The following is a 21,823-nucleotide window of genomic DNA, read 5'->3' as shown; positions in this document are numbered from 1 at the left end:
CCTCGCGGGCGAGCGCGTCGACCACACGACCACGAGCGGCGGCGGTCGCCTCCTCCGCGAGTGGCTCTGTCGACCGACGCAGGACGTTGCGGAACTCGAACGACGGGCGGACGGGGTCGACGCGCTCGCCCGCGAGGCGCTCGCCCGCGAACGACTCCGCGAAACGCTCGCCGACGGCTACGATGCCGAACGGCTCGCGAGCAAGGCGGTCTCGGGGAGCGCCGACGCCCGGGATCTCGTCCGGGTGCGCGAGACGCTCGCGGTGGCCGCCGCGGCCGCGGCCGTCGTCGAGGACTCGGCGCTCGCCGACTCCCCGCTCGCGGACGTCCTCACCCGGTTCGACCGGGAGGCCGGCGCGGCGCTTCGCGAGGAACTCGACGGGGCGATAGCCGACGATCCGCCCGCCACGGTTCGTGAGGGGGGCCTCTTTCAGCGGGGCTACGACGACGAGTTGGACGAACTGATCACGGGCCACGAGGAGGCACTGGAGTGGATCGACGGGCTCGCCGACCGTGAGAAGGGTAAGTACGGAATCACCCACCTCTCGACCGGCCGGAACAAGACGGACGGCTACTACATCCAGGTCGGGCACTCGGAGACCGACGCGGTACCCGACGAGTACCAGGAGATAAAGTCGCTGAAGAACGCGAAGCGCTACACGACCGACGAACTGGAGGAGCGCGAGCGCGAGGTGCTCAGGTTCGAGGAGAAACGAAGCGACCTCGAATACGAACTGTTCTGTGCTCTTCGCGAACGAGTCGGCGACCGCGCCGAACTCCTGCAGGACGTGGGTCGGGCGCTCGCCGAGTGTGACTGCCTCGCGAGCCTCGCGGTCCACGCCGTCGAGAACGACTGGACGCGACCCGAGCTGGTTGGCTCGGGGCTCGACATCGAGGCGGGTCGCCATCCGGTAGTCGAACACGACGTCGAGTTCGTCCCGAACGATCTTTCACTTACTGACGACCGCGGGTTCCTGGTGGTGACGGGCCCGAACATGTCGGGGAAGTCGACCTACATGCGCCAGAGCGCGCTGATCACGTTGCTCGCCCAGATCGGGAGTTTCGTGCCCGCTCGAAGCGCCCGGATCGCACCCGTCGACGGCATCTACACCCGGGTGGGCGCGCTCGACGAACTCGCGCAGGGCCGCTCGACGTTCATGGTCGAGATGAGCGAGCTCGCGAACATCCTCCACTCCGCCACCGAGGACTCGCTCGTCATTTTGGACGAGGTCGGTCGTGGGACGGCGACCTACGACGGCATCTCGATCGCGTGGGCCGCGACGGAGTACCTCCACAACGAAGTTCGGGCGAAGACGCTGTTCGCGACCCACTACCACGAACTGACAGGACTCGCCGAACACCTCGACCGGGTGGCGAACGTCCACGTCGCGGCGGACGAGCACGGCGACGAGGTGACGTTCCTGCGGACCGTCGAGGAGGGCCCGACCGACCGCTCCTACGGCGTCCACGTCGCCGACATGGCCGGCGTGCCGGGACCGGTGGTCGAGCGCTCGCGCGACGTGCTCGCGAAACTCCGGGCGGAGAAGGCCATCGAGGCGCGTGGCTCGACCAGCGAGCCCGTGCAGACGGTGTTCGACCTCGGCTCGGGCTCGTTCCGGGGCTCCGCGAGCGCCGACGGCGGGCAAGCGTCCGCGGACGACCAGACGAGCGACCCCGAACGCGACCCGGCCGAGGAATCGGTGCTCGACGCGCTTCGCGACACCGACATCGGCGAGACATCCCCCGTAGAACTGATGGGCAAAGTCGAGGATTGGCAACGGGAGCTGGACGATGAGTGAGTCCGGCGAGAGCGATATCCGGCGGCTCGACCAGTCCACGATCGAGCGCATCGCGGCCGGCGAGGTGGTCGAGCGGCCCGCGTCGGTGGTCAAAGAGCTCGTCGAGAACAGCCTCGACGCCGACGCCTCGCGGGTCCGGGTCACGGTCGAGCGCGGCGGCAAGGACGGGATCCGCGTCGCCGACGACGGCACCGGAATGACCCGCGAGAACGTCGAGCGCGCCGTCGAGAAACACACCACGAGCAAGATCGGTGACATCGAAGACCTCGAAGCCGGGGTGCGGAGCTTGGGCTTTCGGGGGGAGGCGCTCGCGGCCATCGGCGCGGTCGCGCGGGTCACGATCCGCACCAAAGCCCGAGGTGCGAGCCGCGGCACCGAACTCCGGCTGGCCGGCGGCGAGATCGAAACTGTGGAACCGGCGGGCTGTCCGGAGGGCACCACCGTCGAGGTTTCGGACCTGTTCTACAACGTCCCCGCGCGCCGGAAGTACTTGAAGCGCGACGCGACGGAGTTTTCGCACGTCAATCGGGTGGCGACGGGCTACGCGCTCTCGAATCCCGACCTCGCGCTGGTGCTCGAACACGACGACCGCGAGGTGTTCTCGACCACGGGGCAGGGGAGCCTCGAAGCCACGGTCCTCTCGGTCTACGGCCGCGAGGTCGCCGAGGCGATGGTCGAAGTGGAGGGCGCGGACCTTCCGGACGGCCCGCTCGACGGCGTCACGGGCGTCGTGAGCCATCCAGAGACGAACCGCACGAGCTCCGAACACTGCTCGACCTTCATCAACGGTCGGTACGTGACCGCGCGCGCCGTCAGAGATGCCGTGGTCGAGGCTTACGGCGACCAGCTCGCGCCCGACCGCTACCCGTTCGCGGTGGTCTTCCTCTCGATCTCGCCCGAATCGGTCGACGTCAACGTCCACCCCCGGAAGCTCGAGGTCCGCTTCGCCGACGAGTCCGGCGCGACGGAGCAGGTGAAGAGCGCCGTTAGAACCGCTCTCCTCGACGCGGGGCTCGTCCGCTCGGGCGCGCCGCGCGGCCGGTCGGCCCCGGAGCAGACCGAAATCGAACCCGGTGACGACGGTGCCACGAACAGCGCCGAACCGTCGTCGACACCGCGGGAGACGAGCGTCGACGCGTCGGGGGCAGCGCCATCGACCACGGATCCGGAGCCGGCCGAACCCACCGAAACCGAGACGAGTCCGGCCACCTCACACGACCCGAAATCGGAAGCGACCCCTTCCGAAACGGCGTCGGCCGACCCCTCGATGGAGTCCTCGGCGGGCCCCGTCGCTCCGTCGAGCCAGCGCGACCAGGGAGACGACGATTCGTCGACGCCGCCGGAGCCGTCGAACCGTTCCGGAGGGACAGGGCGCTCGCCAGTCGAGGCCGACCGGAAGTTCTCGGGCGGGGAGACACAGACCACGCTCGACGGCGACCGCGTGGCCGATGAGGCCGACTTCGACAGCCTGCCGCCGCTCCGCGTGCTCGGCCAGCTTCACGACACCTACGTGGTCTGTGAGTCGCCCGACGGCCTCCTCCTGGTCGACCAACACGCCGCCGACGAGCGGGTCAACTACGAACGCCTCCGCGAGCGCTTCGCCGGCGACACCGGGATCCAGCGGCTCTCGACCCCCATCGAGATCGAGCTCACGCCCGCGGAGACCGAACTCTTCGCCGAGTTCGAGGACGCGCTCGCGGGCCTCGGCTTCCGCGCCGACCTCGACGACGGCCGGGTCGACGTGACGGCCGTGCCGGCGGTGCTCGCGGGTGCGGCGGACCCCGAGCTCCTGCGCGACGCGCTCTCGGCGCTCGTTCGCGAGGAAGACGGTGTGGTCGAGGCCTCGGCCGACGCGCTGCTCGCGGATCTCGCCTGTTATCCCTCCGTCACGGGCAACACCTCGCTCACGGAAGGCTCCGTGATGGAACTCCTCGCCAGCCTCGACGCCTGCGAGAACCCCTACGCCTGCCCTCACGGCCGTCCCGTGGTGGTCGAGATCGGCGAGACGGCGCTCGCGGACCGCTTCGAACGCGATTATCCGGGTCACGCCGGCCGCCGGACCGGGGAGTCGGAGCAGTAGCTTCGTCCGAACCTCCCATCGGCTGATATACGATGGGGCGGAATCGAACCCATGGCCGACCTCCTCGCCCTCGGGGCGTCCGTGCTCGAACTCGCGCCGCCGAAACACGAACGTCTCGAAACCACCGAGCGGTTCGCGGTCGGCGTCACGGGTCCCGAGTCGAACGCGACCATCGCGGCGAGCCGGCTCGGTGCCGACGCCGCCTGGGTCTCGAAGCTCCCCGGGAACCCGCTCGGCCGGCGCGTGACCGGCGCGCTCCGTCGGCACGGCGTCGAGACGATGGTCTCGTGGGCGGAGACGGGCCGACAGGGGCTCGCGTTCACGGAGCGGGCGGGCGAGCCGCGCGGCGGGAGGACCCTCCACGACCGGGAAGCGGCGGTGGCCTCGATGACTCCCGAGGAGATCCCGCCATCGACCACCGACGACGCCTCGATGGTCCTCACCAGCGGCGCGACCGCCACCCTCTCGGAGACGCTGACCGGGACCACCCGCACGGTCTTCGAGGGGTGCGGTGCGAGCGGGGTGACGACCGCCTGTTCGCTCTCGCGACCCCGGGTCGTCGAGTCGGCGTCGGCGCGCGACGCGCTCTCCCCGCTGCTCGCGGCGACCGACGTCTTCCTCACCACCGAGGCGGGTGCGGCGGCGTTCGTCGACCGCGCGACGCCGACGGGGACCGCCCACGCGCTCGCCGCCGGCCACGGCTTCGAGACCGTGGTGCTCGTTCGGGCGGACCGCGGTGCCGTGGTCTGGCACGACAACCGGGTCGACGACCACGACGCGCCGGCGACCGACGCCATCGACGACCGCGGCGCGTTCGACGCGCTCTGTGGCGGCTTTCTGGCACGCCGGCTCGCGGGTGAGTCGCCGGACCGCGCGCTCGCGGCGGGGGTGGCCTGCGGAGCGCTCGCCCGGACTATCGAGGGAGCCGTACCGGCCATCGACCCCGCGACCGTCGAGCGGTGCGTCGACTCGATGGGTGGCGCCACCGTGGAGTGAGCGCCCGAACTTCGGACATCGACAGGTGCTAAACGCCGGAGTTCGTAGTCGTGTCATGCACGTCGTTATCATCGGAGCCTACGGCAGCGCGGGCGTCGCGGTCGCGAACGCCCTCGCCGAGGAGGACGTCGACCTCACCCTCATCGACGACGGCGAGCCCGGCGGCGGGCTCTGCATCCTTCGCGGGTGCATGCCCTCGAAGGAGGTCCTCTCGGCGGCGGCCCACCGCTTCCAGGTCCGTCACGACCACCGCCTCTCGGGGGTGCCCGAGGTCGACCTCGAAGAGGTAGTGGAGACCAAGAACGAACACACCTCGAACTTCGCGAGCCACCGTCGGGCAGCGGTCCACGACCTCGCCGAGCGCGAGAACGTCGAGTTCGTCCACGACACCGCGCGGCTCGTCGGCGATCACACTGTGGAGGTCGGCGACCGGGAGATCGAGGCCGACTACGTCGTGGTCGCGACCGGATCGAGCGTCAACGTGCCCGACCTCCCCGGCATCGAGGACGTCGACTACGCCACCAGTTCCGACGTACTCGACAGGACCGAGTTCCCGGACTCGGGCGTCGTGATGGGCTTCGGCTACGTGGGCATCGAGATGGTCCCCTACCTCTCCGAGGCCTGCGGGATGGATTTGACTGTGATCGAACACGACGAACGCCCGCTCGACGAGGCCGACCCCGAGTTCGGCGACGAACTCCTCGACCTCTACCGCGAGGAGTTCGGCATCGAGGTCCTCACCGAGACCCACGAGCAGTCGATCGAGGCCACCGACGACGGGGTTCGCCTCCACGTCGACCACGACGGGGAAGACGAGACCGTCGAGGCCGACGAACTCTACCTCTTCACCGGGCGGCGGCCCACCCTCGACCGGCTCGGGCTCGAGAACACGGCGCTCGGGATCGAACCCGACGAAACGGGCCGCGTCGACCCCGACCCCGCCTGGGTCGCGGACACGATGCAGGCCACTGAGGACTCCCGATTCTTCGCGGTCGGCGACGTCAACCGAAAGGAACCGATCCTCCACGTCGCGAAGGAACAGGGCGCGGTCGCCGCCGAGAACATCCTCGCCGACGCCGCGGGCGAGGAACTCACCGAGTACGAGAACGTCCACCACCACGTGATGTTCTCCGGTGCGGGCGTCTACCCGTTCGTGCGGGTCGGCCACTCGCTCGAATCCGCCGAGGAAGCGGGGCTCGACGTCGTGACCGCGACCAGGGCGGCCTCCGACGACGGGGTGTTCAAGACCAAGGACGTGCCAGAAGGGTTGGCGCGACTCGTGGTCGACGCGAACGACGGAACAGTACTAGGCTATCAGGGACTCCACTACCACGCCGACGTGATGGCGAAGACGATGCAGGTGATAATCGAGAACGGGATGGACGTCCGCGACGTTCCGGACCGGGCTTACCATCCCACGACGCCCGAGATCATCGACGGCGTCGTTCGCGAGACGGCCGCCCAGCTCGACTGAGTTTCGGGACCGTATTCGGTCGTCTCCGGAGTTCTCCGGAGGGGATCCGAACCCTCCCCGGGAATCGTTTTTGTGCCGAGCAGTCGAGTGCGGGACATGGCCAATGAACCCGCGGGCGTTCGGGCGACCCTCCGCGAGTTCTTCGCGCTCGAACGCGACGTGCTCGTGCTCTCGGTCGCGATGTTCGCGTTCAGCCTCGGCTTCCAGATGACGAGCCGCTACCTCTCGGAGTACATGTTCGCGCTCGGCGCGAGCGCGGTCGTGGTGGGACTCTACGGAAGCTTCGCGAACGTCATCAGCGCGGTCTACCCCTATCCCGGCGGCGCGATCTCCGACCGGATCGGGTCGCGGTCGGCGCTCACGCTGTTCGGACTCCTCTCGACGGTCGGGTTCGCGATCTGGCTCGTCGCGCCCGCCTTCGGGGGCCTCGCTGTTCCCCTGATATTCGTCGGCCTCGTCTTCGCGCAGGCGTGGAGTTCCTTCGGGCTCGGTGCGACCTTCGCCATCGTGAAACAGAGCGTCGAACCCGAACGGCTGGCCGAGGGGTTCGCGAGCACCGAGACCTTCCGCCGGAGCGCGTTTCTGGTGGGGCCGCTGCTCGCCGCCGGGGTGTTCGTCGCCGCCGGCGGGACGAGCACGGACTCGATGACGGATCCACAGGTGGTCTCGGCGTTCGTCGTCGTGCTCGCGGTCGCGGTCGCCTTCGCGCTCGCCGGAACCCTCGCTCAGCGCGTCCTCTACGACCCGGCGGGTGATAGCTTCGGCAAGGAATTCGGCGGGGTCGGCCAGCTCGTCGCGGACCTGCGAAACCTCCCCTCGGAGCTCCGGCCGCTCCTCGTGGCCGACACCCTCGTCCGCTTCGCCAACGGGATGGTCTACGTCTTCTTCGTGGTGGTCGTCACCCGGTTCCTCGAAGTCGGGCTCTCGCTTCGCCTTCCTGCTTTTGGACTGGTCTCGCTCTCGCCACAGGCGTACTTCGGAATTTTACTGGGGATCGAGATGACCGTGGCACTCCTCACGATGGTCCCCGTCGCCCGACTCGCCCGGCGGGTCGGTCTCAAGCCGGTGGTCGCCGTCGGGTTCGCGGTCTACGCGGTCTTCCCCGTGCTGCTCATCACCGCCCCCGCCGACCCGCTGGTGCTCGCGGGACTCTTCGCCTTCTCGGGGCTGCGCTTCGCGGGGTTGCCAGCCCACAAGGCGCTCATCGTGGGGCCCGCCGAGGCCGGAACTGGCGGCCGGGTCACGGGCGCGTACTACCTCGTGCGCAACCTCGTGGTGATCCCGAGCGCCGCGCTCGGCGGCGCGCTCTACGGCGGTCTCGCGGTTCCAGGCACTGCTATCACCGGCTCACCGACGCTCGCCTTCGGCGCGGCGACCGTCGTCGGTCTCCTGGGGACGGCCTACTTCGTCGTCTTCGGCGAGGAGTTTCGCCCCGCTCACCACGCCGAGTAGCCGCCGTCGACGACGAGTCCCTGACCGGTGACGTAGGAGGCGTCGTCGCTCGCGAGGAACGCGATGCAGCCCGCTATCTCCTCGGGTTCGCCGAGGCGTCGGAGCGGATACTGGGCGGTCATCCGCTCGATCGCCTTCTCGGGGTCGCCCTGTGACTGGAAGTACTGCTGGCCGAGTTGGGTGTCGGTGAACCCGGGACAGACCGCGTTCGCGCGCACGCCGTGCGGCCCCGCCTCGGCCGCCACGGCCCGCGTGAAGTTCAGAACTGCGCCTTTCGTGAGCGAGTAGACCGACTGCTTCGGGAGACCGAGCAGGCTCGCGAGCGAACCCACGTTGACGATCGCGCCCGAGCCCTGGGCTTTCAGGACTGGGAGCGCGGCGTGACAGCCATTCCACACCCCCCGGAGGTTGACGTCGAGCACGCGCTCGAAGACCGCTTCGTCGGTCTCCTCGACCACCGCCGGCGGGTGGCCGATGCCGGCGTTGTTGACCACGACGTCGAGCCCGTGGTCGTCGACGACGGTGTCGACACAGTCTTCGAACGCCTCGGCGTCGCTCACGTCGAGTTCGTGGAAGGTCGCCTCGCCGCCCGACTCGGCGATCCGTTCGACGGTCTCCTCGCCGCCCTCGCGGTCGACGTCCGTTACGACGACCGTCGCGCCCTCCTCGGCACACCGCTCGGCGGTCGCCCGCCCGATCCCCGCGCCAGCACCCGTGACGAACACCGTCTTCTCATCGAATCGCATCCGGTTCGCTTCTCGCGCGTGCCGGATAAGGATCACTAACGACGACGATGTTTCGTGTACGCGGTGCCGAAAGAGCGAACCGCACCGGGGGTCATGTGGAGGTATGCCAACCGACCAGCGACTCGACGGGAAAGCGGCCGTGATAACCGGTGCGAGCTCTGGGATCGGGAACGAGACCGCCCACGCGCTCGCCCGCGAGGGTGCCAACGTCGTGCTCGCCGCCCGCCGCGAGGAGCGCCTCCAGGAGCTCGCCGGGAGCATCGAGGCGGAGTACGGCACCGAGGCGCTCGTGGCCCCGACCGACGTCACCGACGAGAGCGCGGTCGAAGCGCTCGTGGATGGAGCGGTCGAGGCGTTCGGCGGGCTCGACGTCGTGGTCAACAACGCGGGGCTCGGTCGTGGCTCCGGCGTCGAGGGGCTCTCGACCGAGGACTACCGGACGATGATGGACGTGAACGTCGACGGTTGTTTCTTCACGACGCGGGCCGCCCTGCCACACCTCAGGGAGACCGAGGGAAACCTGGTCTTCATCGGGAGCTTCGCGGGGCAGTACCCCCGCCCGTCGAACCCGGTCTACGCCGCGACGAAGTGGTGGCTCCGGGGGTTCGCGCTCAGCGTCTCGGCGGCGGTCGGCGACGATGGGATAGCGGTCTCCGTGGTCAACCCCTCCGAGGTTCGGACGGAGTTCGGCGGCGAGGAGAGCTTCGAGGAACGGTTCGAGGAGGGTGAGGTCACCGAGCCCGACGAGATCGCGGCGGCGGTGGCGTTCGCCGCCGGGCAGGACCGCTCGATGGTGAGCGAACTCGACCTCTACCGGCGCGACAAGCTCAGCGACTTCTGAACTCGACCCCGAGCGCGTCCGCGACCGTCGTCGCGTCCCGGACGTATCGAGTGGGGTCGCGCTCGACGTCGAAGGCGCGGACGGTGAGCACGAGTCGTTCCGTTTCGAGGGTCGCGCGCAGGACGGGGCCGCGACTCGTCACGGTGACGTAGGGCGGGGCGGCGACCGGCTTCGCAGACAGGCTCCCGCCGGTGGCTTCGACCGCCGTGACGAGCACCGCCGGCAAGCGCCGGTGGACAGTGGCCTGTTCGAGTGCGCGCTCGAACGGCCCGACGAGGGCTGCCCGGTCGGTGGTTTCCCCGTCGTCCCACGTTTCGGTGACAGCGTCGGCACACGCGAGGACGGCTTCGAGGAGGTCGGTGTGCCGGTCGAGGACGGCTTCACGGACGGTGGCGGTTCGGGTCATGTCGGGTGACGGCCGGTCGGCGGGGTGGTTGGCGGGGTTGTCGTGTGTGTCTCAGATCGAGAAGCCATAGAGGTCGTCGCCGACGTGGTGAAGCGAGTCGACGACTTTCCCCGAGTCGCCGACCATCTCGTCGCCCGCGGCGGTCGCGCGGCCGACCGCGAGGACCTTCCCGTGTGACTCCTCTGCGATCACGACGAGGTCACCGGCCAAGATGTCGGGGTCGGCCTCGGTGATGCCGGGGCGCATCACGTCCGCGCCGTTGGAGACGAACGAGATCGCCCCCGAATCGACGGTGACGACGTGTTTTCCGGGTGGATGGGTGTTCGCCCCGCGCACGGTCACGAAGGGGTCGTCGTCGAAGTAACAGACCAGCGGGTCGCCGTCGACCAGCACGAGGTCGCGGTCCGAGTCGGCGAACTCGACGCGTTCGTAGGTGTCGCCATCGAGGTCGACGCCCAAGCCCTCGGCGAGCGCGTCCTCGATCGTGGCCACGGCATCGCTCCGGAGGTGGTGGCGGGACCTGACTTCCATGCGTGGTGGTCTCGGCGGGCGGGCATAAATCGTGCGTTGGACCGACGCGAAGAGGTAAGTGCGATGGTGCGTAAGAGGTCTCTATGTGGGGTTCTCGGCGAGGACGGGGAGCGACCGTCACCTGCATCGCCTGTGGCGAGTCGGTCCAGCGATCGGCGGCGCGCGAGTACGACAAGCACGGCGATCGGTGGGACCGGGACGGCAAGGAGTTCGAACACCTCTGCAAAGCGTGCTATCGCGACCTCTGCCACCAGCCCCGCGACGAACTCGAAGCCCTCGTGACCGAACTCCACGAGACCGGCATCCCGTCCCAGGAGACGTTCGTCGACCGCTACGGGCGGCTCGTCGAGGAGCGCTACGGCACCCTCGAAGAGCGCGAACGCTGAACCTCGGCCCTCGATTCCCCCTCGTCGAACCGCTTCGCTTCTCTCGATTTTCCCCTCGGCGCGCGCTCGCGGTCGTGGGCGAACGAACGTGAGCCCGCGGCCGCGAACACTGTGCGAGGGATGAGCACCGCAGCGAACGAGCGGAGCGAGTGAGCGAGGAGCGCAGTCGGCTGGGGAGGCGTGTGGCGGTCGCGGTACGGTTGCGGTTCTCGTTTGTATCGGGATTCGCCATCGCCGTTCCACTCCCACACCTCCACTTGCTATCGGATCGTTCCGGTACCACGAATGCCCACGCGAGAAGCGCGTCTCGCTGATCCGCACACCACCATCCTCCAGAACGACTAATTGTGACCTCCACGTACCCGGGCTATGAGCGACAACGCCGCCGCCGGAACCATCGAGGCCCAAGGCCCGGTCGAGATCGACGAGGAACTCGCCCGACACATCGAGAACAAGCGCGAGGAGCTCTGCGAGAAGTTCGGGATCAACGACGAGTTTCCGCAAGCCGTGCTCGACGAGGCCGAGGAACGAACCGGGGACACCGAGGCCGACATCACCGAGGAGCTCGACCACCGCGAGGACCTGCGGGATCTCACGACCTGGACCACCGATCCGGTGGACGCGCGGGACTTCGACGACGCGCTGAGCATCGAGAAGCGGGACGACGAGTACGTGCTCTGGGTTCACATCGCCGACGTCACTCATTACGTGGACCCCGAGAGCGAGATGTGGGCCGAGGCGGTCCGGCGGGCCAACACGGTGTACCTCCCCGACCACACCATCCACATGCTGCCGGCCGAACTCGCCGAAACCGTCTGTTCGCTGGTGCCCGACGAGGACCGACTCGCCCACACCGTCGAGATGCACCTCGACCGCGAGACCCTCTCCTACGAGACCATCGACATCTACAAATCCGTCATCAGAAGCGACGCGCGCCTGACCTACACCGAGGCCGAGGAGCGCCTCGACGACCCCGAAAGCGACCTCCACGAGGAGAGTTCGCTGGTGTTCGAACTCGCGGACCAGCTCCACGAGCAGCGGAAGGCGGACGGCTCGCTGGTGCTCAACCCCCGGCGCGACCGCGCGCACACCATCATCGAGGAGTGCATGCTGAAGGCCAACAAGGCCGTAACGCACGAGCTGATGTGGAGTCGGGGTGTCGAGGCGATGTACCGCGTCCACCCCCAGCCCTCGCCCGAGCAGTGGGACGAGGCCCTCCAAGAGATCCAGGACCTCGATGGGGTCTCGATCCCCGGCGACGCGTGGGGCGAGGACCCCCGGATCGCCGTCAACGCGACCCTCGAAGACGCGCCCGAGCGCCAATTAGGAAAGATCCAGTTCGCGGTGATGAAGGTCATGCCCCGCGCGCGCTACATGAACGACCCCTTCGGGGGCCACCACGCACTCAACTTCGACATCTACGGCCACTTCACCAGCCCGATCCGGCGGCTTTCGGACCTCGTGAACCACTGGATCGTCCACGAGAACGACGTCCCCGAGGACCTGCTGGGGCTCTGTGACCACGCCTCCGACCAGCAGCAGGCCGCCGAGAAGTGCGAACGCGAGTACAAGCAGTTCCTTGAAGAGGTGGGTCTGGATGCGGACGCGGTGAACAACCGGGGGATCGAAGTCGTCGAAGAGGACTGATCAGGGCCCAACGATGTGTCCTCTTGTAAACTGACTCGCGAACGGACTTCCTCGTTCGCTCCCCGGCGTTACGCCCATCCATCGGGAAGGAAGAACTCGCCGTCGGTTAGGTCGACACCATACTCCTCCAGCCGATTGATCGCACCGACGGTCCGTACCACTGCTGGCGAGTCGTTCGGCATGAACAGGATGGGAGCGTGCGGTGCGTCCAGACCGACGAAGTCCTCGTCGTGAGTCAGCACGGCCCGGTCGTCGGTGCGCGCCCGACGTTCGATTTCGGTGTCGTCGGTCCCCATTCCGTAGGCATCACGGACGAGTTCGACGTCGTGACCTGCCGAGCGGACCGTGTTGACGATCGCATCCGAGACGTTCTCGTCGGCGACGATGCGCATCGTCAGTTGTCCGGTTTCGGTCCCGCATCCGCAGCGCTTCGTGGTTCGATACCGAGGTCTTCGGGGCGCGTCGGGTTCGCGTTCTCGATCGCTTCCCGACGACGCTTCTGCACGGTTCGAATCTCCTCGGGATGGTCGTAGTAGTAGGCGATTGCACGGTGAATATCACCGAGTTCGAGGTCGTACCGGACGGCCATCTCCTCGGGCGTGAGGTCACCATCGACCACCAACGAGACGACCTGGTGAACCCCGATCCGCCGCCCCTCGATCCTGGGTTTCCCGCCGAGCACCTCCGGCGTCGAGACGATCTCGGCCATGGTGGTACTCTGGTTTTCTCCGATAAAAACTTCGTGTGGGTCGCACGGTCCCGCACGTACGTTCGTCGGCAGCGACCCCTCACATATCCCGCATCGAGGTCGGTAGCGTCGGGAAGAACGGCATGTGTGACGTGGTGAGATAAGTCGCCTTCCGCACTGCGCCCTTCGCGTACTGGCGCGCGCTCCGGTGGATGGGGGTTCGTTTGCCCCGGATCTCGGTGTGGCCCTCCCGGATGGCGTCGACGACGTCCCCGCCGTCGATGGAACCCGCATCGAGTGACGCCTCGTCCAGATCGATGCGGATGTCGGTGTGCGCCCGCCCGAGGTTCGGGAGGAAGTGGGCGTCGCTCCCGCCGACGACGGGGTAGCGCTCGACGTCGGCGAACGTCTTCGCGCGGCGGTTCCGATACCCGGTGAAGACCATCGAATTGTAGGCCTCGATCGCGTCGCAGTCGGTGAGGTTTCGCTTCTTGACGCCGTGTCGGCTCCGCTGGAAGGGGTGGGGGACGATGGCCACCCCACCCAGGTCGCGGACCCGCTCGACGGTGGTTTCGAGCGGCTGCCCGCGCTGCGGGCGGGTCTCGACTCCGATGGCTAGTAGGTGGCCGTGGGCGGTCGAGACCTCGACGCCGGGGATACCCAACAACCCGTACTCGGGCGCGAGCTCGGCCGCGCGACGGGATTCCTCGATCGCGTCGTGGTCGGTGACCACGACTCCGTCGAGCCCGATGTCGGCGGCGTGTTCGAGGAGCAGTTCGACCGGTTCGCGGCCGTCGTAGGACCCCTCGGAGTGGACGTGGGGGTCGATGGTGACCGTGGTCCCGTCCATTGCACCCCCTTCGACACCCCGCCAGTTAATCGTTGTTCTCTACCCGGTGCGTGCAGGCAAAGCGCTCTTACGGTGTCCGCCGTTTCTCCCGACCATGCTTGGTAGCTCGGTCGTCATGAAAGCCGCGAAGAAGGGGTACAAACGCTACGGAATTCCGGGCGCGGTAGTCGCCGGTGCCGGAACCCTCCTCGGGCTTCGGTTCGTCAAGCGCCGGTTCCTCTCCGGGAACAAGGGCGACGGCGACGACGGCAGCGACACGGACCTCGGCGACGTCGCCGACTCGGTGACCGACTCCAGTTCGAGCAGCAACTGAGTTCTCCGCCGTTCCGTCTCAGCCCGCCTTGAACAGCCGCTCGTACTCGTCGGGGAGCCCCGAGCGGACCTCGTTCCAGGCCTCGCCGCCGACCGCCCGTTCGAGGCTCTCGAAGACCGCCTGCACGTGGAGGCGGGCGCTGGAGACGTCGAGGCTCGCCCCCTGTTCGCGTTCGGCCTCCCGCACCCAGTCGACGAACTCGTCGGGCGAGAACCCGGCGGCCTCGTCGCCCTCGCGAGGTTCGCGGGTAGTTCGTCGGCGAGCGCGTCCGTCCCGCTCCCGAGGCGTTCGCCGAGCACGCCGAGGGTCGCCTCGGCCGCCGCGACCGCCTCCTCGCGCGAATCGAGGTCGGCACGCGATTCGACATCGCTGAAGAACTGCTCGTCGTCCATGTCCCCATCTCCTCCCGCGTGCTCCTTCCGCATCGTGCCTGCACCCTCAGGGCGGCGAACCGTTTCCGGGGACGGCCTCCTCACGCCTCGACCGTCGATCGACGACCCATCCGACGTGGCCGACCGGAACGTTATTCGGCTCCGGGTGTTATCTCGCGTCGAACGAGCCGTCACGACGGCCGACCCCCACCATGACAGTCTACGAGCAGTTCGCACGGTTTCGCGAGGCGGCCACGGAGGTACTCCACGGTCTCTACCACGGGATGATCGAACACCCCGCGTTCGAACGGATCGAGAACGAGGCGATGGACAGCGAGGACGCCTTCTTCTTCGCGTGTTTCGCCGACGCCTTCGGCATCCCGAGCCCGGTGTCGTACTACACCGCCGAACTCCTGCCCTACCTCGCCGAGGACTTCGAGGCGTGGGAACGCCGAATGTGGGACCGCGAGAGCGTGCTCGACTGGAAGGGGGATTTCCACTTCTGAGATGGCGAGGTTCACCTTCTTCGGCGGCAAGGGCGGCGTCGGCAAGACCACCGTCTCGGCCGCCTTCGGGGTCCGGTCGGCGAACGCCGGCGACGAGACCCTCCTGGTCTCGACCGACCCCGCCCACAGCACGAGCGACGTCTTCGGCCAATCGTTCGGCGATACTCCCACTCAGGTCACGGGCTACGACGGCCTCTCGGCGATGGAGATCGACCCCGACGCCGAGGTCGAGGCCCACCTCCAGGGGATCCGCGAGCAGATGGCCGAACAGGTCTCCCAGGTGGTGGTCAACGAGATCGACCGCCAGATCGAGATGGCCCACAACACGCCGGGGGCCTACGAGGCGGCGCTGTTCGACCGCCTGATCCACGTCATGCGCGAGGAGAGCGAGCCGTTCGACCGGGTGGTCTTCGACACCGCCCCCACCGGCGGCACGCTTCGCCTGCTCTCGCTCCCGGAGTTCCTCGGCGACTGGGTCGACCGGCTCGTCGAGAAGCGCCAACAGAGCCTCGACCGGTACGAGATGGCCGCCATCGGCGACACCGAACCCCGCGTCGACGCGACGACCGACCCGATCATCGCACGCCTCCGCGAGCGAAAGGAGCGGTTCGCGTTCGCGGGCCGTACCCTCCGCGAGGACGCCGTCTTCTACCTCGTCTGCAACCCCGACGAGCTCTCGGTGGCCGAGACCCGACGGGCCGTCGAGCACCTCGAGGCCCACGAGCTCGCGGTCGCGGGCCTCGTCGTGAACAAGCTCACCCCCGAACCGGACCCCGAAGAGGACGGCACCGGCGCGCGCTACCTCCGCGAACGGTGTGCGCGCGAGCGCGAGCGGGTCGAAGAGGTCGAGACCACGTTCTCGGTGCCCGTCGTCGCCCGGATCGCCGCCCGCAGCGGCGAGATAACCCCCGACGTGCTCGACGCGGTCGCGGCCGAACTCGCGGTTCGTACCCCGTCGCCCTGAGACGCTCCGTTCCTCGATCCGCCGGCAGAAATGGCCGCTGTCCCGCGGAAAGCGAGGATCGAGGGAAACCGTTATGTTCCCACTTCGATAGTAGATCATGTCCTATGGTCGCACTCATCTGGCTGGTAGTCGGTATCCTCGTCCTGTTCAGCGTCGGCTACCTCGGCTACTCGCGCTACCTCGCGTCGTTCGTCGGGCTCGATGCGGACGCCGAGACGCCGGCCCACAAGTACGAGGACGGCCAGGAGTACGTCCCGGCGAAGAAGCCGGTGCTCCTCGGCCACCACTACTCGAGTATCGCGGGCGGTGCGCCGATCGTGGGCCCGATCACGGCGGGGCTGCTGTGGGGGTGGCTTCCAGCCGTGCTCTGGATCGCGATCGGCAACCCGCTGATGGGGGCGGTCCACGACTTCGTCTCCCTCAGCGGCAGTCTCCGGCACGAGGGCCGCTCGATCGGCTCGATCATCGGCGAGTACATCGGCGACGAGGGCAAGAACCTCCTGCTCTGGTTCGCCTTCCTCACCATCATCCTCGTGGTCGCGGTGTTCGCGTTCGTCGTGGCGTTGGTCTTTCAGGAATACCCGAGCGCGGCGACCGCGAGCCTGCTCTACATCACGCTCGCGCTGGTCTTCGGGGTTTACCTCTACCAGCTCGACCTCCCCTTCATCCCCGGTACCGTCGTCTTCGTGATCCTCGTCTTCGCAAGCGTCTTCGTCGGGATCGAGTACCCGATCCAGCTCTCACAGGGCCAGTGGGTTCCGATCGTGCTGGTCTACGCCTTCATCGCGAGCGTCCTCCCGGTCTGGACGCTGCTCCAGCCCCGTGACTACCTCTCGTCGTTCCTGCTGTACGCGGGGGTCGGCGGCGCACTGATCGCCATCATCGTCGGCACGGTGTTCGGCACCGCGGACCAGGCGCTCGTGACCAACATCCCGGCCTTCACGAGCTTCGGCGGCAACAGCGCCCTCGGCGCGGCCAGCCCGCTGTTCCCGATGCTGTTCGTCACCATCGCGTGCGGAACGATCAGCGGCTTCCACTCGCTGGTCTCCTCGGGCACCACGTCGAAACAGCTCAACAAGGAGACCGACGCCCGGCTGATCGGCTACGGGGGCATGCTCGGCGAGGGCCTGCTCGCCATCGTCGCGCTCTCGGCGGTCGCCGTCGTCGGCGTCACCGCGGGCGACGCCACCGGCGGGGTCGGCCTCGCGCTCCCGAAGTTCGCCACCGGCGGCGGGATCTTCCTCTCTAGCCTCGGCATCCCGACCTCCTTCGGCGCGCCGTTCATGGCGCTCGTGATGGTGAGTTTCCTGCTCACCTCGACCGACACCGCGCTCCGACTGGGTCGATATATGTTCGAGGAGATCGTCGGCACGCCCGACAACACCGCCGAGGAGGTCGCCTCGAACCGCTACGCCAACAGCCTCTTCCAATGCGTCGTCGCCTACGTCCTGATCGCCTCGGGCACCTGGACGCCGCTCTGGCAGCTCTTCGGCAGCGCGAACCAGCTCCTCGCCGCGCTCGCGCTCCTCACCGCCACGGTCTGGCTCGCGAACTGGGACGAGAGCAAACAGCTCATCAGTACCGGCGTGCCGATGGCGGTGATGTCGGTCATCACCGTCTGCGCGCTGGTCTACCTCGAGTACTACCAGAACCTCTATCAGGGGTTGATCCTCGGCAACGCCGAGACCGCGGCGTGGTCGTTGGTCCTCCAGATCGTGATCGGGACGGCCCTCATGTTCCTGGCGCTCGCGCTCCTCAGACTCGGTATCGGCAACATCCGGAGCACGCGCGGGGGGACGGCGACCGCCACCGACGGCGGCACGGACGAGTAGCCGACGGTCGAAATCGGCTTTTCGCGGCCCGATTCACTCGAAGATCGCATCCGCGAGCCGACCGAACGGCCCCCGTTCCCTCGCCGGGGGGTCGCCCCACGTCCGGAACGCCGTGGCGACGTCGGCCTGCTCGCTCGCGACGAGGGTCTCCGTTTCGGGCGCGACCACCACGAGGTTCACCTCGTAGTGGCCGAAGTAGCCGTACTTGAGCAGGGTTCGGTCCCGGAACCCGTCGACGAACTCGGCGACCGCGTCGGGGATATCGGGGGCGACGAGCACGAAGGTGAACTCGGTGCTGTAGTGGCGCTCGTCGGGCACGACCCACTCGTCGGCGAGTCGGTGACCGAGTTCGACAAGCGAACCGAGGGTTTCCGGATCGACCGTCCCCGCCCGCCGAACGAGGAGGTGTTCGTCGGAGTCGTGCTGGCCGTACGAGAGCGTCGGGTGGAGGAAGTACTTCTCGCGTTTGAGAACGAGCTCGCCGTAGAGCGCCCACCTCGTCCCCTCGACGGGGTAGTCGGCTTCGAGGTCGTAGGAGGTTTCGAGACGGCTCGCCACCTCGTCGAGATACGCGTCGTCCCACGTCGGCCGCGTCTCGTCCGGATTGGCCGTCGATCGGGCTTCGTCGGGCGTCGCTTCGGAACGACCCTCAGCCATCGGCCTCGTAGGCGTGGGCGTCGTCGACCGCGGGCGCGCCGACCGCGATTACCCGAACGCCCGCGTCGGCGTCCGCGGGCACGAACGCCCGGTGTGGGCTCTCGGGTTCGGCGACGAACACCTCGCCCGTCGTGGCGGTGTACTCGCGCTCGGGCGTCTCGACGTGGAGGGTCCCGTCGAGCACCACGAACGCCTCCTCCTGCTCGTCGTGGTAGTGGTACTTCAGGGGCACCGTCTCGCCCGGTTCGGCCGTGTAGACGTTCAGCGCTACGTTCTCGAGGCCAGCCGCTTCCCCTACCGCTCGGCGGTCGGCGTCGCGGTCCGGAGTCGGGTCGAGGTCCGCTGGATCGATGACGTGGTAGCTCACATCACCCGGAAGACGGCCACGAGTAAAGCCGTTGTCGCGCCGCGGGCAAAGCTATAGGTGAATCGAACACCATCGATCGGGCATGGGTAGTTCCGACGACGTCGAGTCCTGCGGCCGGTGTGCGACGAGCACCGTCGTCGACGCGACGGGTGTGAGCGCCGACCCGTACGAGGGCGGCCACATCGAGGTCGACGACCGCGAGGCGCGGGCGGTGTCGAGCCACGTCATCGCGCTCGGGCGGCTCTCGGAGTGGCTGACCGACTTCGGTCGCCGACTCACCTACGGTCGGTAGACCGCTCCCCGCACCGGGGTCGGCTCTCGACTCCCCGCGGCCCTCATCTCGGTACGAACTTCGCACCGTAGCGGACGACCCCTTCCTGGACGTAGATCCGTCGGATCACGGCTCGAACCTCGTCACCGACCGCCACCGACTCCGGGTCGCAGTCGGTGAGCTGGGCGGGGAGCGCCGCGTGGCCGTCGGCCTCGAACCCGACGATAGCGACCCCGTAGGGGCCGCCACGGCGCTGGAGCGGGGCGAACTCCGGCGGCGCACCGCCCTGTCCGACCACCGTCTTCGCCTCCACAGTACCCGTCCGCGGGAGGTCGACCGGCTCGAACGCCTCCCTCGATCCGCAGTCGGCACACGCTCCTTCGGGCGGGAAGACGAGGGTCGAACAGTCAGGACAGCGACCGGCACGGAGCCGGTAGCGCTGGTCGAGGCTCCGCCGCCACGACGGCAGGCTGACCTGCGCCCCGCCGCCCGCGACCGCCTCGTCCGTGACCACGCCGCGTTTCCTGAGCGCGCTCGCGTACGATATCGACTCCCCCGTCGGGAAGTCGCCGTCGTCGAGCCCCGAGACAGGTACCGATCCCTCGAAGGCGAACGCGGCCCCCGCACCGCCGCCTCCGAAGAAGCCCGCGAGCGTGCTGTCATCCGACCTGGCGTGTGCGAGCGCGCGAGCCAGCCCGATGGGGAGGGTAGCCGCACCGGCGTCCCCAACGTGGTTCACGACGGTCCCGACCTCGGTTTCGGGTGCGCCGGGGAGGCCACGGACGACCCGCCCCGGCATCCGTCCGTCTGGCTGGTGGAGTGCAGCGATGTCGAACCCGTCCGCGTCGAGTCCCGCCACCGCGTTCGCGATGCTCTCCCTGACGACGGCCCGCTCGTCGGTCGTGATGTCGAGCGAGTCGACCGCGGTGGCCCCGCGTTCGCGAAAGCGAACGCCGGGATACTCGTCGGCGTGCCACGTCCGATCCGACACGCCGACGGCGGCGTCGTCGGTCACCAGAAAAGCCGCCGCACCCGCGCCCCAGCCATCCGACGGATCGCCCGCCGGGCAGTCGGCGACCACGACCAGCGCCGACCCGTCCGCGTCCAGCGCGTGAGCGAGCGCCTCCGCCCCCGCGAGGGTCGACTGGGTGTGCTCGGCGGTCTCGACCCCTCGCTTCAGGTCCAGCGCGCGCCCGAGCCGCGGGGCGCACATCCCCTCCTCGACCGGCGGCGTCGTGCTCGCGAAACAAACGAGGTCGACCGAATCACGCTCGATATCCCGACCTTCGAACAGCGATTCGGCCGCCGCGACCCCCATCGTCAGCGCGTCCTCGTCGGCCGCCGGGACGGCGAGGCTCGCGTGCGGACTCCGGCCCCACGCTCCCTCGATCTCGTCGCGCTCGAGTCGGTAGTGCGGCAGATACACTCCCGCCGCGTCGATACCGCGCATCAGGCCTCACCCCCGGTCTCGTCGACCTGTTCGAGGATCGTCACCGTCGCGCCGCCGCCGCTGCCGCCGACGTTGTGCGCGAGCCCCACTTCCGGCTCCTCGACTTGCACGTGCGCGGTCCCTCGGAGCTGCTCGAACAGTTCGACGACCTGGCCGCCGCCGGTCGCGCCGATCGGGTGGCCCTTGGATTTCAGGCCACCCGAGGTGTTGACCGGCAGTCGGCCGTCGGGGTCGGTCTCGCCCGCTCGAAGCAGTCGCGGTGCGCCGCCGCGTTCGCAGAAACCGAGGTCCTCGTAGGCGAGGAGTTCAGCGATCGCGAAACAGTCGTGGACCTCGGCGACGTCGAGGTCCGCGGGCTCCACGCCGGCCTCGTCGTAGGCGCGCTCGCCGGCGGCGACGCTCGCGGGGACCGAGGTGAGGGTGTCGCGCTCGAACAGCCCGACCCGACCGCTCGCCGCGCCGAGACCCGCGACCCGCACCGACTCGAACTCCGCCGCGACCTCGGGGGCGACGACCAGCACGGCGCTCGCGCCGTCGGAGATCGGACAGCAGTGGTACCGATTCAACGGCTCGGCCACCGTCGGCGCGGTCGTCGCGTCGTCCATCGAGCAGGCGAAGCCGAGGTGGGCGTCGGGGTTCTCCGCGCCGTTGGCGTGGTTCTTCACGGCCACCCGTGAGAGGTCCTCGCCGGTCGCGTCGTAGCTATCGAGATACGCGCTCGCCATCTGGGCGTAGACGCCCGCGAAGGTCGTGCCTGAGAGCCGCTCGTATTCGGTGTCCCCGGAGACCCCGAGCCACCACCGCGTGCCGTCGGCGCTGGTGTCGGTCATCACCTCGTAGCCGCCCGCGAGCGCGACGTCGACCCGACCGGACTCGACCGCCGTGACCGCCGACCGGAACGCGTAGCCGCCCGCGGCGCAGGCGTTCTCGACCCGGGTCGTGGGGACCGAGTGCAGTCCGACGTGTTCGGTGACGGCGGGGCCGCTGAGCCCGATCTGCCGACCGCCGACGCCGAGGGTGCCCAAGAACGCTTCGTCGATGCGGTCCGGGTCGAACGAACCCGAAACGCTGTCGAGCGCGCGGTCGAAGGCGGTCGCGAACAGCGAGCGGTAGGTCTCGGTCGGAAACGACCCGTAGGGGGACTGGCCCGCGCCGATGACGTAGGCGTCGCGCATATCCCATCAATGGGGGCCGCCG

Annotated in this window: 23 protein-coding genes and 1 pseudogene; 13 read left to right on the top strand and 11 right to left on the bottom strand. The window is 68.7% G+C overall.

Features of this window, described 5'->3' with window-relative positions:
* The 5 genes from mutS to D3261_RS13275 form a co-directional block, all read left to right on the top strand.
* A partial coding sequence (gene mutS / locus D3261_RS13295; protein ID WP_120073141.1) for a DNA mismatch repair protein MutS occupies nucleotides 1-1,798 on the top strand: 1,798 nt, incomplete at its 5' end.
* Entirely contained in the window at nucleotides 1,791-3,878 is a 2,088-nt protein-coding gene (gene mutL / locus D3261_RS13290; RefSeq protein ID WP_120073139.1) for a DNA mismatch repair endonuclease MutL, read from the top strand. The genes mutS and mutL, both read left to right, overlap by 8 nt.
* Nucleotides 3,879-3,929: 51 nt before the next feature.
* Nucleotides 3,930-4,874, top strand: coding sequence for a sugar kinase (locus D3261_RS13285; protein WP_120073137.1), 945 nt, complete (start codon nucleotides 3,930-3,932; stop codon nucleotides 4,872-4,874).
* Nucleotides 4,875-4,929: 55 nt separating this feature from the next.
* Nucleotides 4,930-6,348 carry an NAD(P)/FAD-dependent oxidoreductase gene (locus D3261_RS13280; protein WP_120073135.1) on the top strand — a complete coding sequence of 473 codons (1,419 nt, stop codon included), beginning with the start codon at nucleotides 4,930-4,932 and terminating at the stop codon, nucleotides 6,346-6,348.
* A 96-nt stretch (nucleotides 6,349-6,444) separates the two neighbouring features.
* Nucleotides 6,445-7,800 (top strand): MFS transporter, encoded by a 1,356-nt coding sequence (locus tag D3261_RS13275; protein WP_120073133.1) that lies wholly within the window; start codon nucleotides 6,445-6,447, stop codon nucleotides 7,798-7,800.
* On the opposite strand, the gene D3261_RS13270 is transcribed toward D3261_RS13275, so the two are convergent.
* Nucleotides 7,785-8,546 (bottom strand): SDR family NAD(P)-dependent oxidoreductase, encoded by a 762-nt coding sequence (locus tag D3261_RS13270; protein WP_120073131.1) that lies wholly within the window; start codon nucleotides 8,544-8,546, stop codon nucleotides 7,785-7,787. The genes D3261_RS13275 and D3261_RS13270 overlap by 16 nt on opposite strands.
* 103 nt (nucleotides 8,547-8,649) lie before the next feature.
* Here D3261_RS13270 and D3261_RS13265 point away from each other — a divergent pair, with 103 nt between their 5' ends.
* Nucleotides 8,650-9,387, top strand: a complete 738-nt coding sequence (locus tag D3261_RS13265; RefSeq protein WP_120073129.1) for an SDR family oxidoreductase — start codon at nucleotides 8,650-8,652, stop codon at nucleotides 9,385-9,387.
* On the opposite strand, the gene D3261_RS13260 is transcribed toward D3261_RS13265, so the two are convergent.
* Complete coding sequence (locus tag D3261_RS13260; protein WP_120073127.1) at nucleotides 9,374-9,793, bottom strand: hypothetical protein; 420 nt, start codon at nucleotides 9,791-9,793, stop codon at nucleotides 9,374-9,376. The two genes, D3261_RS13265 and D3261_RS13260, sit on opposite strands and share 14 nt — an antisense overlap.
* Before the next feature lie 51 nt (nucleotides 9,794-9,844).
* The gene (locus D3261_RS13255) at nucleotides 9,845-10,324 is read right to left on the bottom strand and encodes an RNA-binding protein (protein ID WP_120073126.1); all 480 of its coding nucleotides are present in this window, start codon (nucleotides 10,322-10,324) and stop codon (nucleotides 9,845-9,847) included.
* 83 nt (nucleotides 10,325-10,407) lie between these two features.
* Here D3261_RS13255 and D3261_RS13250 point away from each other — a divergent pair, with 83 nt between their 5' ends.
* Both D3261_RS13250 and D3261_RS13245 read left to right on the top strand, forming a co-directional pair.
* Nucleotides 10,408-10,710 (top strand): hypothetical protein, encoded by a 303-nt coding sequence (locus D3261_RS13250; RefSeq protein ID WP_120073124.1) that lies wholly within the window; start codon nucleotides 10,408-10,410, stop codon nucleotides 10,708-10,710.
* A gap of 369 nt (nucleotides 10,711-11,079) precedes the next feature.
* Complete coding sequence (locus D3261_RS13245; RefSeq protein WP_120073122.1) at nucleotides 11,080-12,357, top strand: ribonuclease R family protein; 1,278 nt, start codon at nucleotides 11,080-11,082, stop codon at nucleotides 12,355-12,357.
* 68 nt (nucleotides 12,358-12,425) lie between these two features.
* Here the strand turns inward: D3261_RS13245 and D3261_RS13240 are convergent, their stop codons facing one another.
* The 3 genes from D3261_RS13240 to D3261_RS13230 form a co-directional block, all read right to left on the bottom strand.
* Entirely contained in the window at nucleotides 12,426-12,749 is a 324-nt protein-coding gene (locus D3261_RS13240) for a DUF5615 family PIN-like protein (RefSeq protein WP_120073120.1), read from the bottom strand.
* 2 nt (nucleotides 12,750-12,751) lie between these two features.
* Nucleotides 12,752-13,066, bottom strand: a complete 315-nt coding sequence (locus tag D3261_RS13235) for a DUF433 domain-containing protein (protein WP_120073118.1) — start codon at nucleotides 13,064-13,066, stop codon at nucleotides 12,752-12,754.
* 79 nt (nucleotides 13,067-13,145) lie between these two features.
* A complete protein-coding gene (locus D3261_RS13230; RefSeq protein ID WP_120073117.1) occupies nucleotides 13,146-13,895 on the bottom strand; it encodes a PHP domain-containing protein in 750 nt (249 codons plus the stop codon).
* Nucleotides 13,896-13,989: 94 nt separating this feature from the next.
* Here D3261_RS13230 and D3261_RS13225 point away from each other — a divergent pair, with 94 nt between their 5' ends.
* The gene (locus tag D3261_RS13225) at nucleotides 13,990-14,208 is read left to right on the top strand and encodes a hypothetical protein (RefSeq protein ID WP_120073115.1); all 219 of its coding nucleotides are present in this window, start codon (nucleotides 13,990-13,992) and stop codon (nucleotides 14,206-14,208) included.
* 18 nt (nucleotides 14,209-14,226) lie between these two features.
* Here the strand turns inward: D3261_RS13225 and D3261_RS13220 are convergent.
* A pseudogene (locus tag D3261_RS13220) lies at nucleotides 14,227-14,600 on the bottom strand (DUF2267 domain-containing protein).
* Between the two features lie 191 nt (nucleotides 14,601-14,791).
* Here D3261_RS13220 and D3261_RS13215 point away from each other — a divergent pair.
* The 3 genes from D3261_RS13215 to D3261_RS13205 all read left to right on the top strand — a co-directional run bounded on the left by D3261_RS13215 (nucleotide 14,792) and on the right by D3261_RS13205 (nucleotide 17,881).
* A complete protein-coding gene (locus tag D3261_RS13215) occupies nucleotides 14,792-15,085 on the top strand; it encodes a hypothetical protein (RefSeq protein WP_120073113.1) in 294 nt (97 codons plus the stop codon).
* A gap of 1 nt (nucleotide 15,086) precedes the next feature.
* Nucleotides 15,087-16,049: a TRC40/GET3/ArsA family transport-energizing ATPase gene (locus D3261_RS13210; RefSeq protein WP_120073111.1), complete on the top strand. Its 963-nt coding sequence runs from the start codon at nucleotides 15,087-15,089 to the stop codon at nucleotides 16,047-16,049.
* 104 nt (nucleotides 16,050-16,153) lie between these two features.
* On the top strand, nucleotides 16,154-17,881 hold the full coding sequence (locus D3261_RS13205) for a carbon starvation protein A (protein ID WP_120073109.1): 1,728 nt from the start codon (nucleotides 16,154-16,156) through the stop codon (nucleotides 17,879-17,881).
* Between the two features lie 33 nt (nucleotides 17,882-17,914).
* Here D3261_RS13205 and D3261_RS13200 read toward each other — a convergent pair whose 3' ends face one another.
* Together D3261_RS13200 and D3261_RS13195 are read right to left on the bottom strand one after the other, a co-directional pair.
* On the bottom strand, nucleotides 17,915-18,538 hold the full coding sequence (locus D3261_RS13200) for a hypothetical protein (protein WP_120073107.1): 624 nt from the start codon (nucleotides 18,536-18,538) through the stop codon (nucleotides 17,915-17,917).
* Nucleotides 18,531-18,905 carry a cupin domain-containing protein gene (locus tag D3261_RS13195; protein ID WP_120073105.1) on the bottom strand — a complete coding sequence of 125 codons (375 nt, stop codon included), beginning with the start codon at nucleotides 18,903-18,905 and terminating at the stop codon, nucleotides 18,531-18,533. The genes D3261_RS13200 and D3261_RS13195 overlap by 8 nt, the downstream gene beginning before the upstream one ends.
* 82 nt (nucleotides 18,906-18,987) lie before the next feature.
* Between D3261_RS13195 and D3261_RS13190 the strand changes: the two genes are divergently transcribed.
* Nucleotides 18,988-19,197, top strand: a complete 210-nt coding sequence (locus D3261_RS13190; protein ID WP_120073103.1) for a hypothetical protein — start codon at nucleotides 18,988-18,990, stop codon at nucleotides 19,195-19,197.
* 43 nt (nucleotides 19,198-19,240) lie between these two features.
* On the opposite strand, the gene D3261_RS13185 is transcribed toward D3261_RS13190, so the two are convergent.
* Both D3261_RS13185 and D3261_RS13180 read right to left on the bottom strand, forming a co-directional pair.
* Complete coding sequence (locus tag D3261_RS13185) at nucleotides 19,241-20,626, bottom strand: zinc ribbon domain-containing protein (protein ID WP_120073102.1); 1,386 nt, start codon at nucleotides 20,624-20,626, stop codon at nucleotides 19,241-19,243.
* A complete protein-coding gene (locus D3261_RS13180) occupies nucleotides 20,626-21,801 on the bottom strand; it encodes a beta-ketoacyl synthase N-terminal-like domain-containing protein (RefSeq protein WP_120073100.1) in 1,176 nt (391 codons plus the stop codon). The genes D3261_RS13185 and D3261_RS13180 overlap by 1 nt, the downstream gene beginning before the upstream one ends.
* Between the last annotated feature and the right edge of the window lie 22 nt (nucleotides 21,802-21,823).

Origin of the sequence: Halococcus sp. IIIV-5B (assembly GCF_003602035.1) — an archaeon.
GTDB classification, from domain to species: Archaea; Halobacteriota; Halobacteria; order Halobacteriales; family Halococcaceae; genus Halococcus; species Halococcus salsus.
The sequence above is the reverse complement of the archived record's forward strand: the minus strand, read 5'-3'. Positions and strand labels throughout refer to the sequence as shown.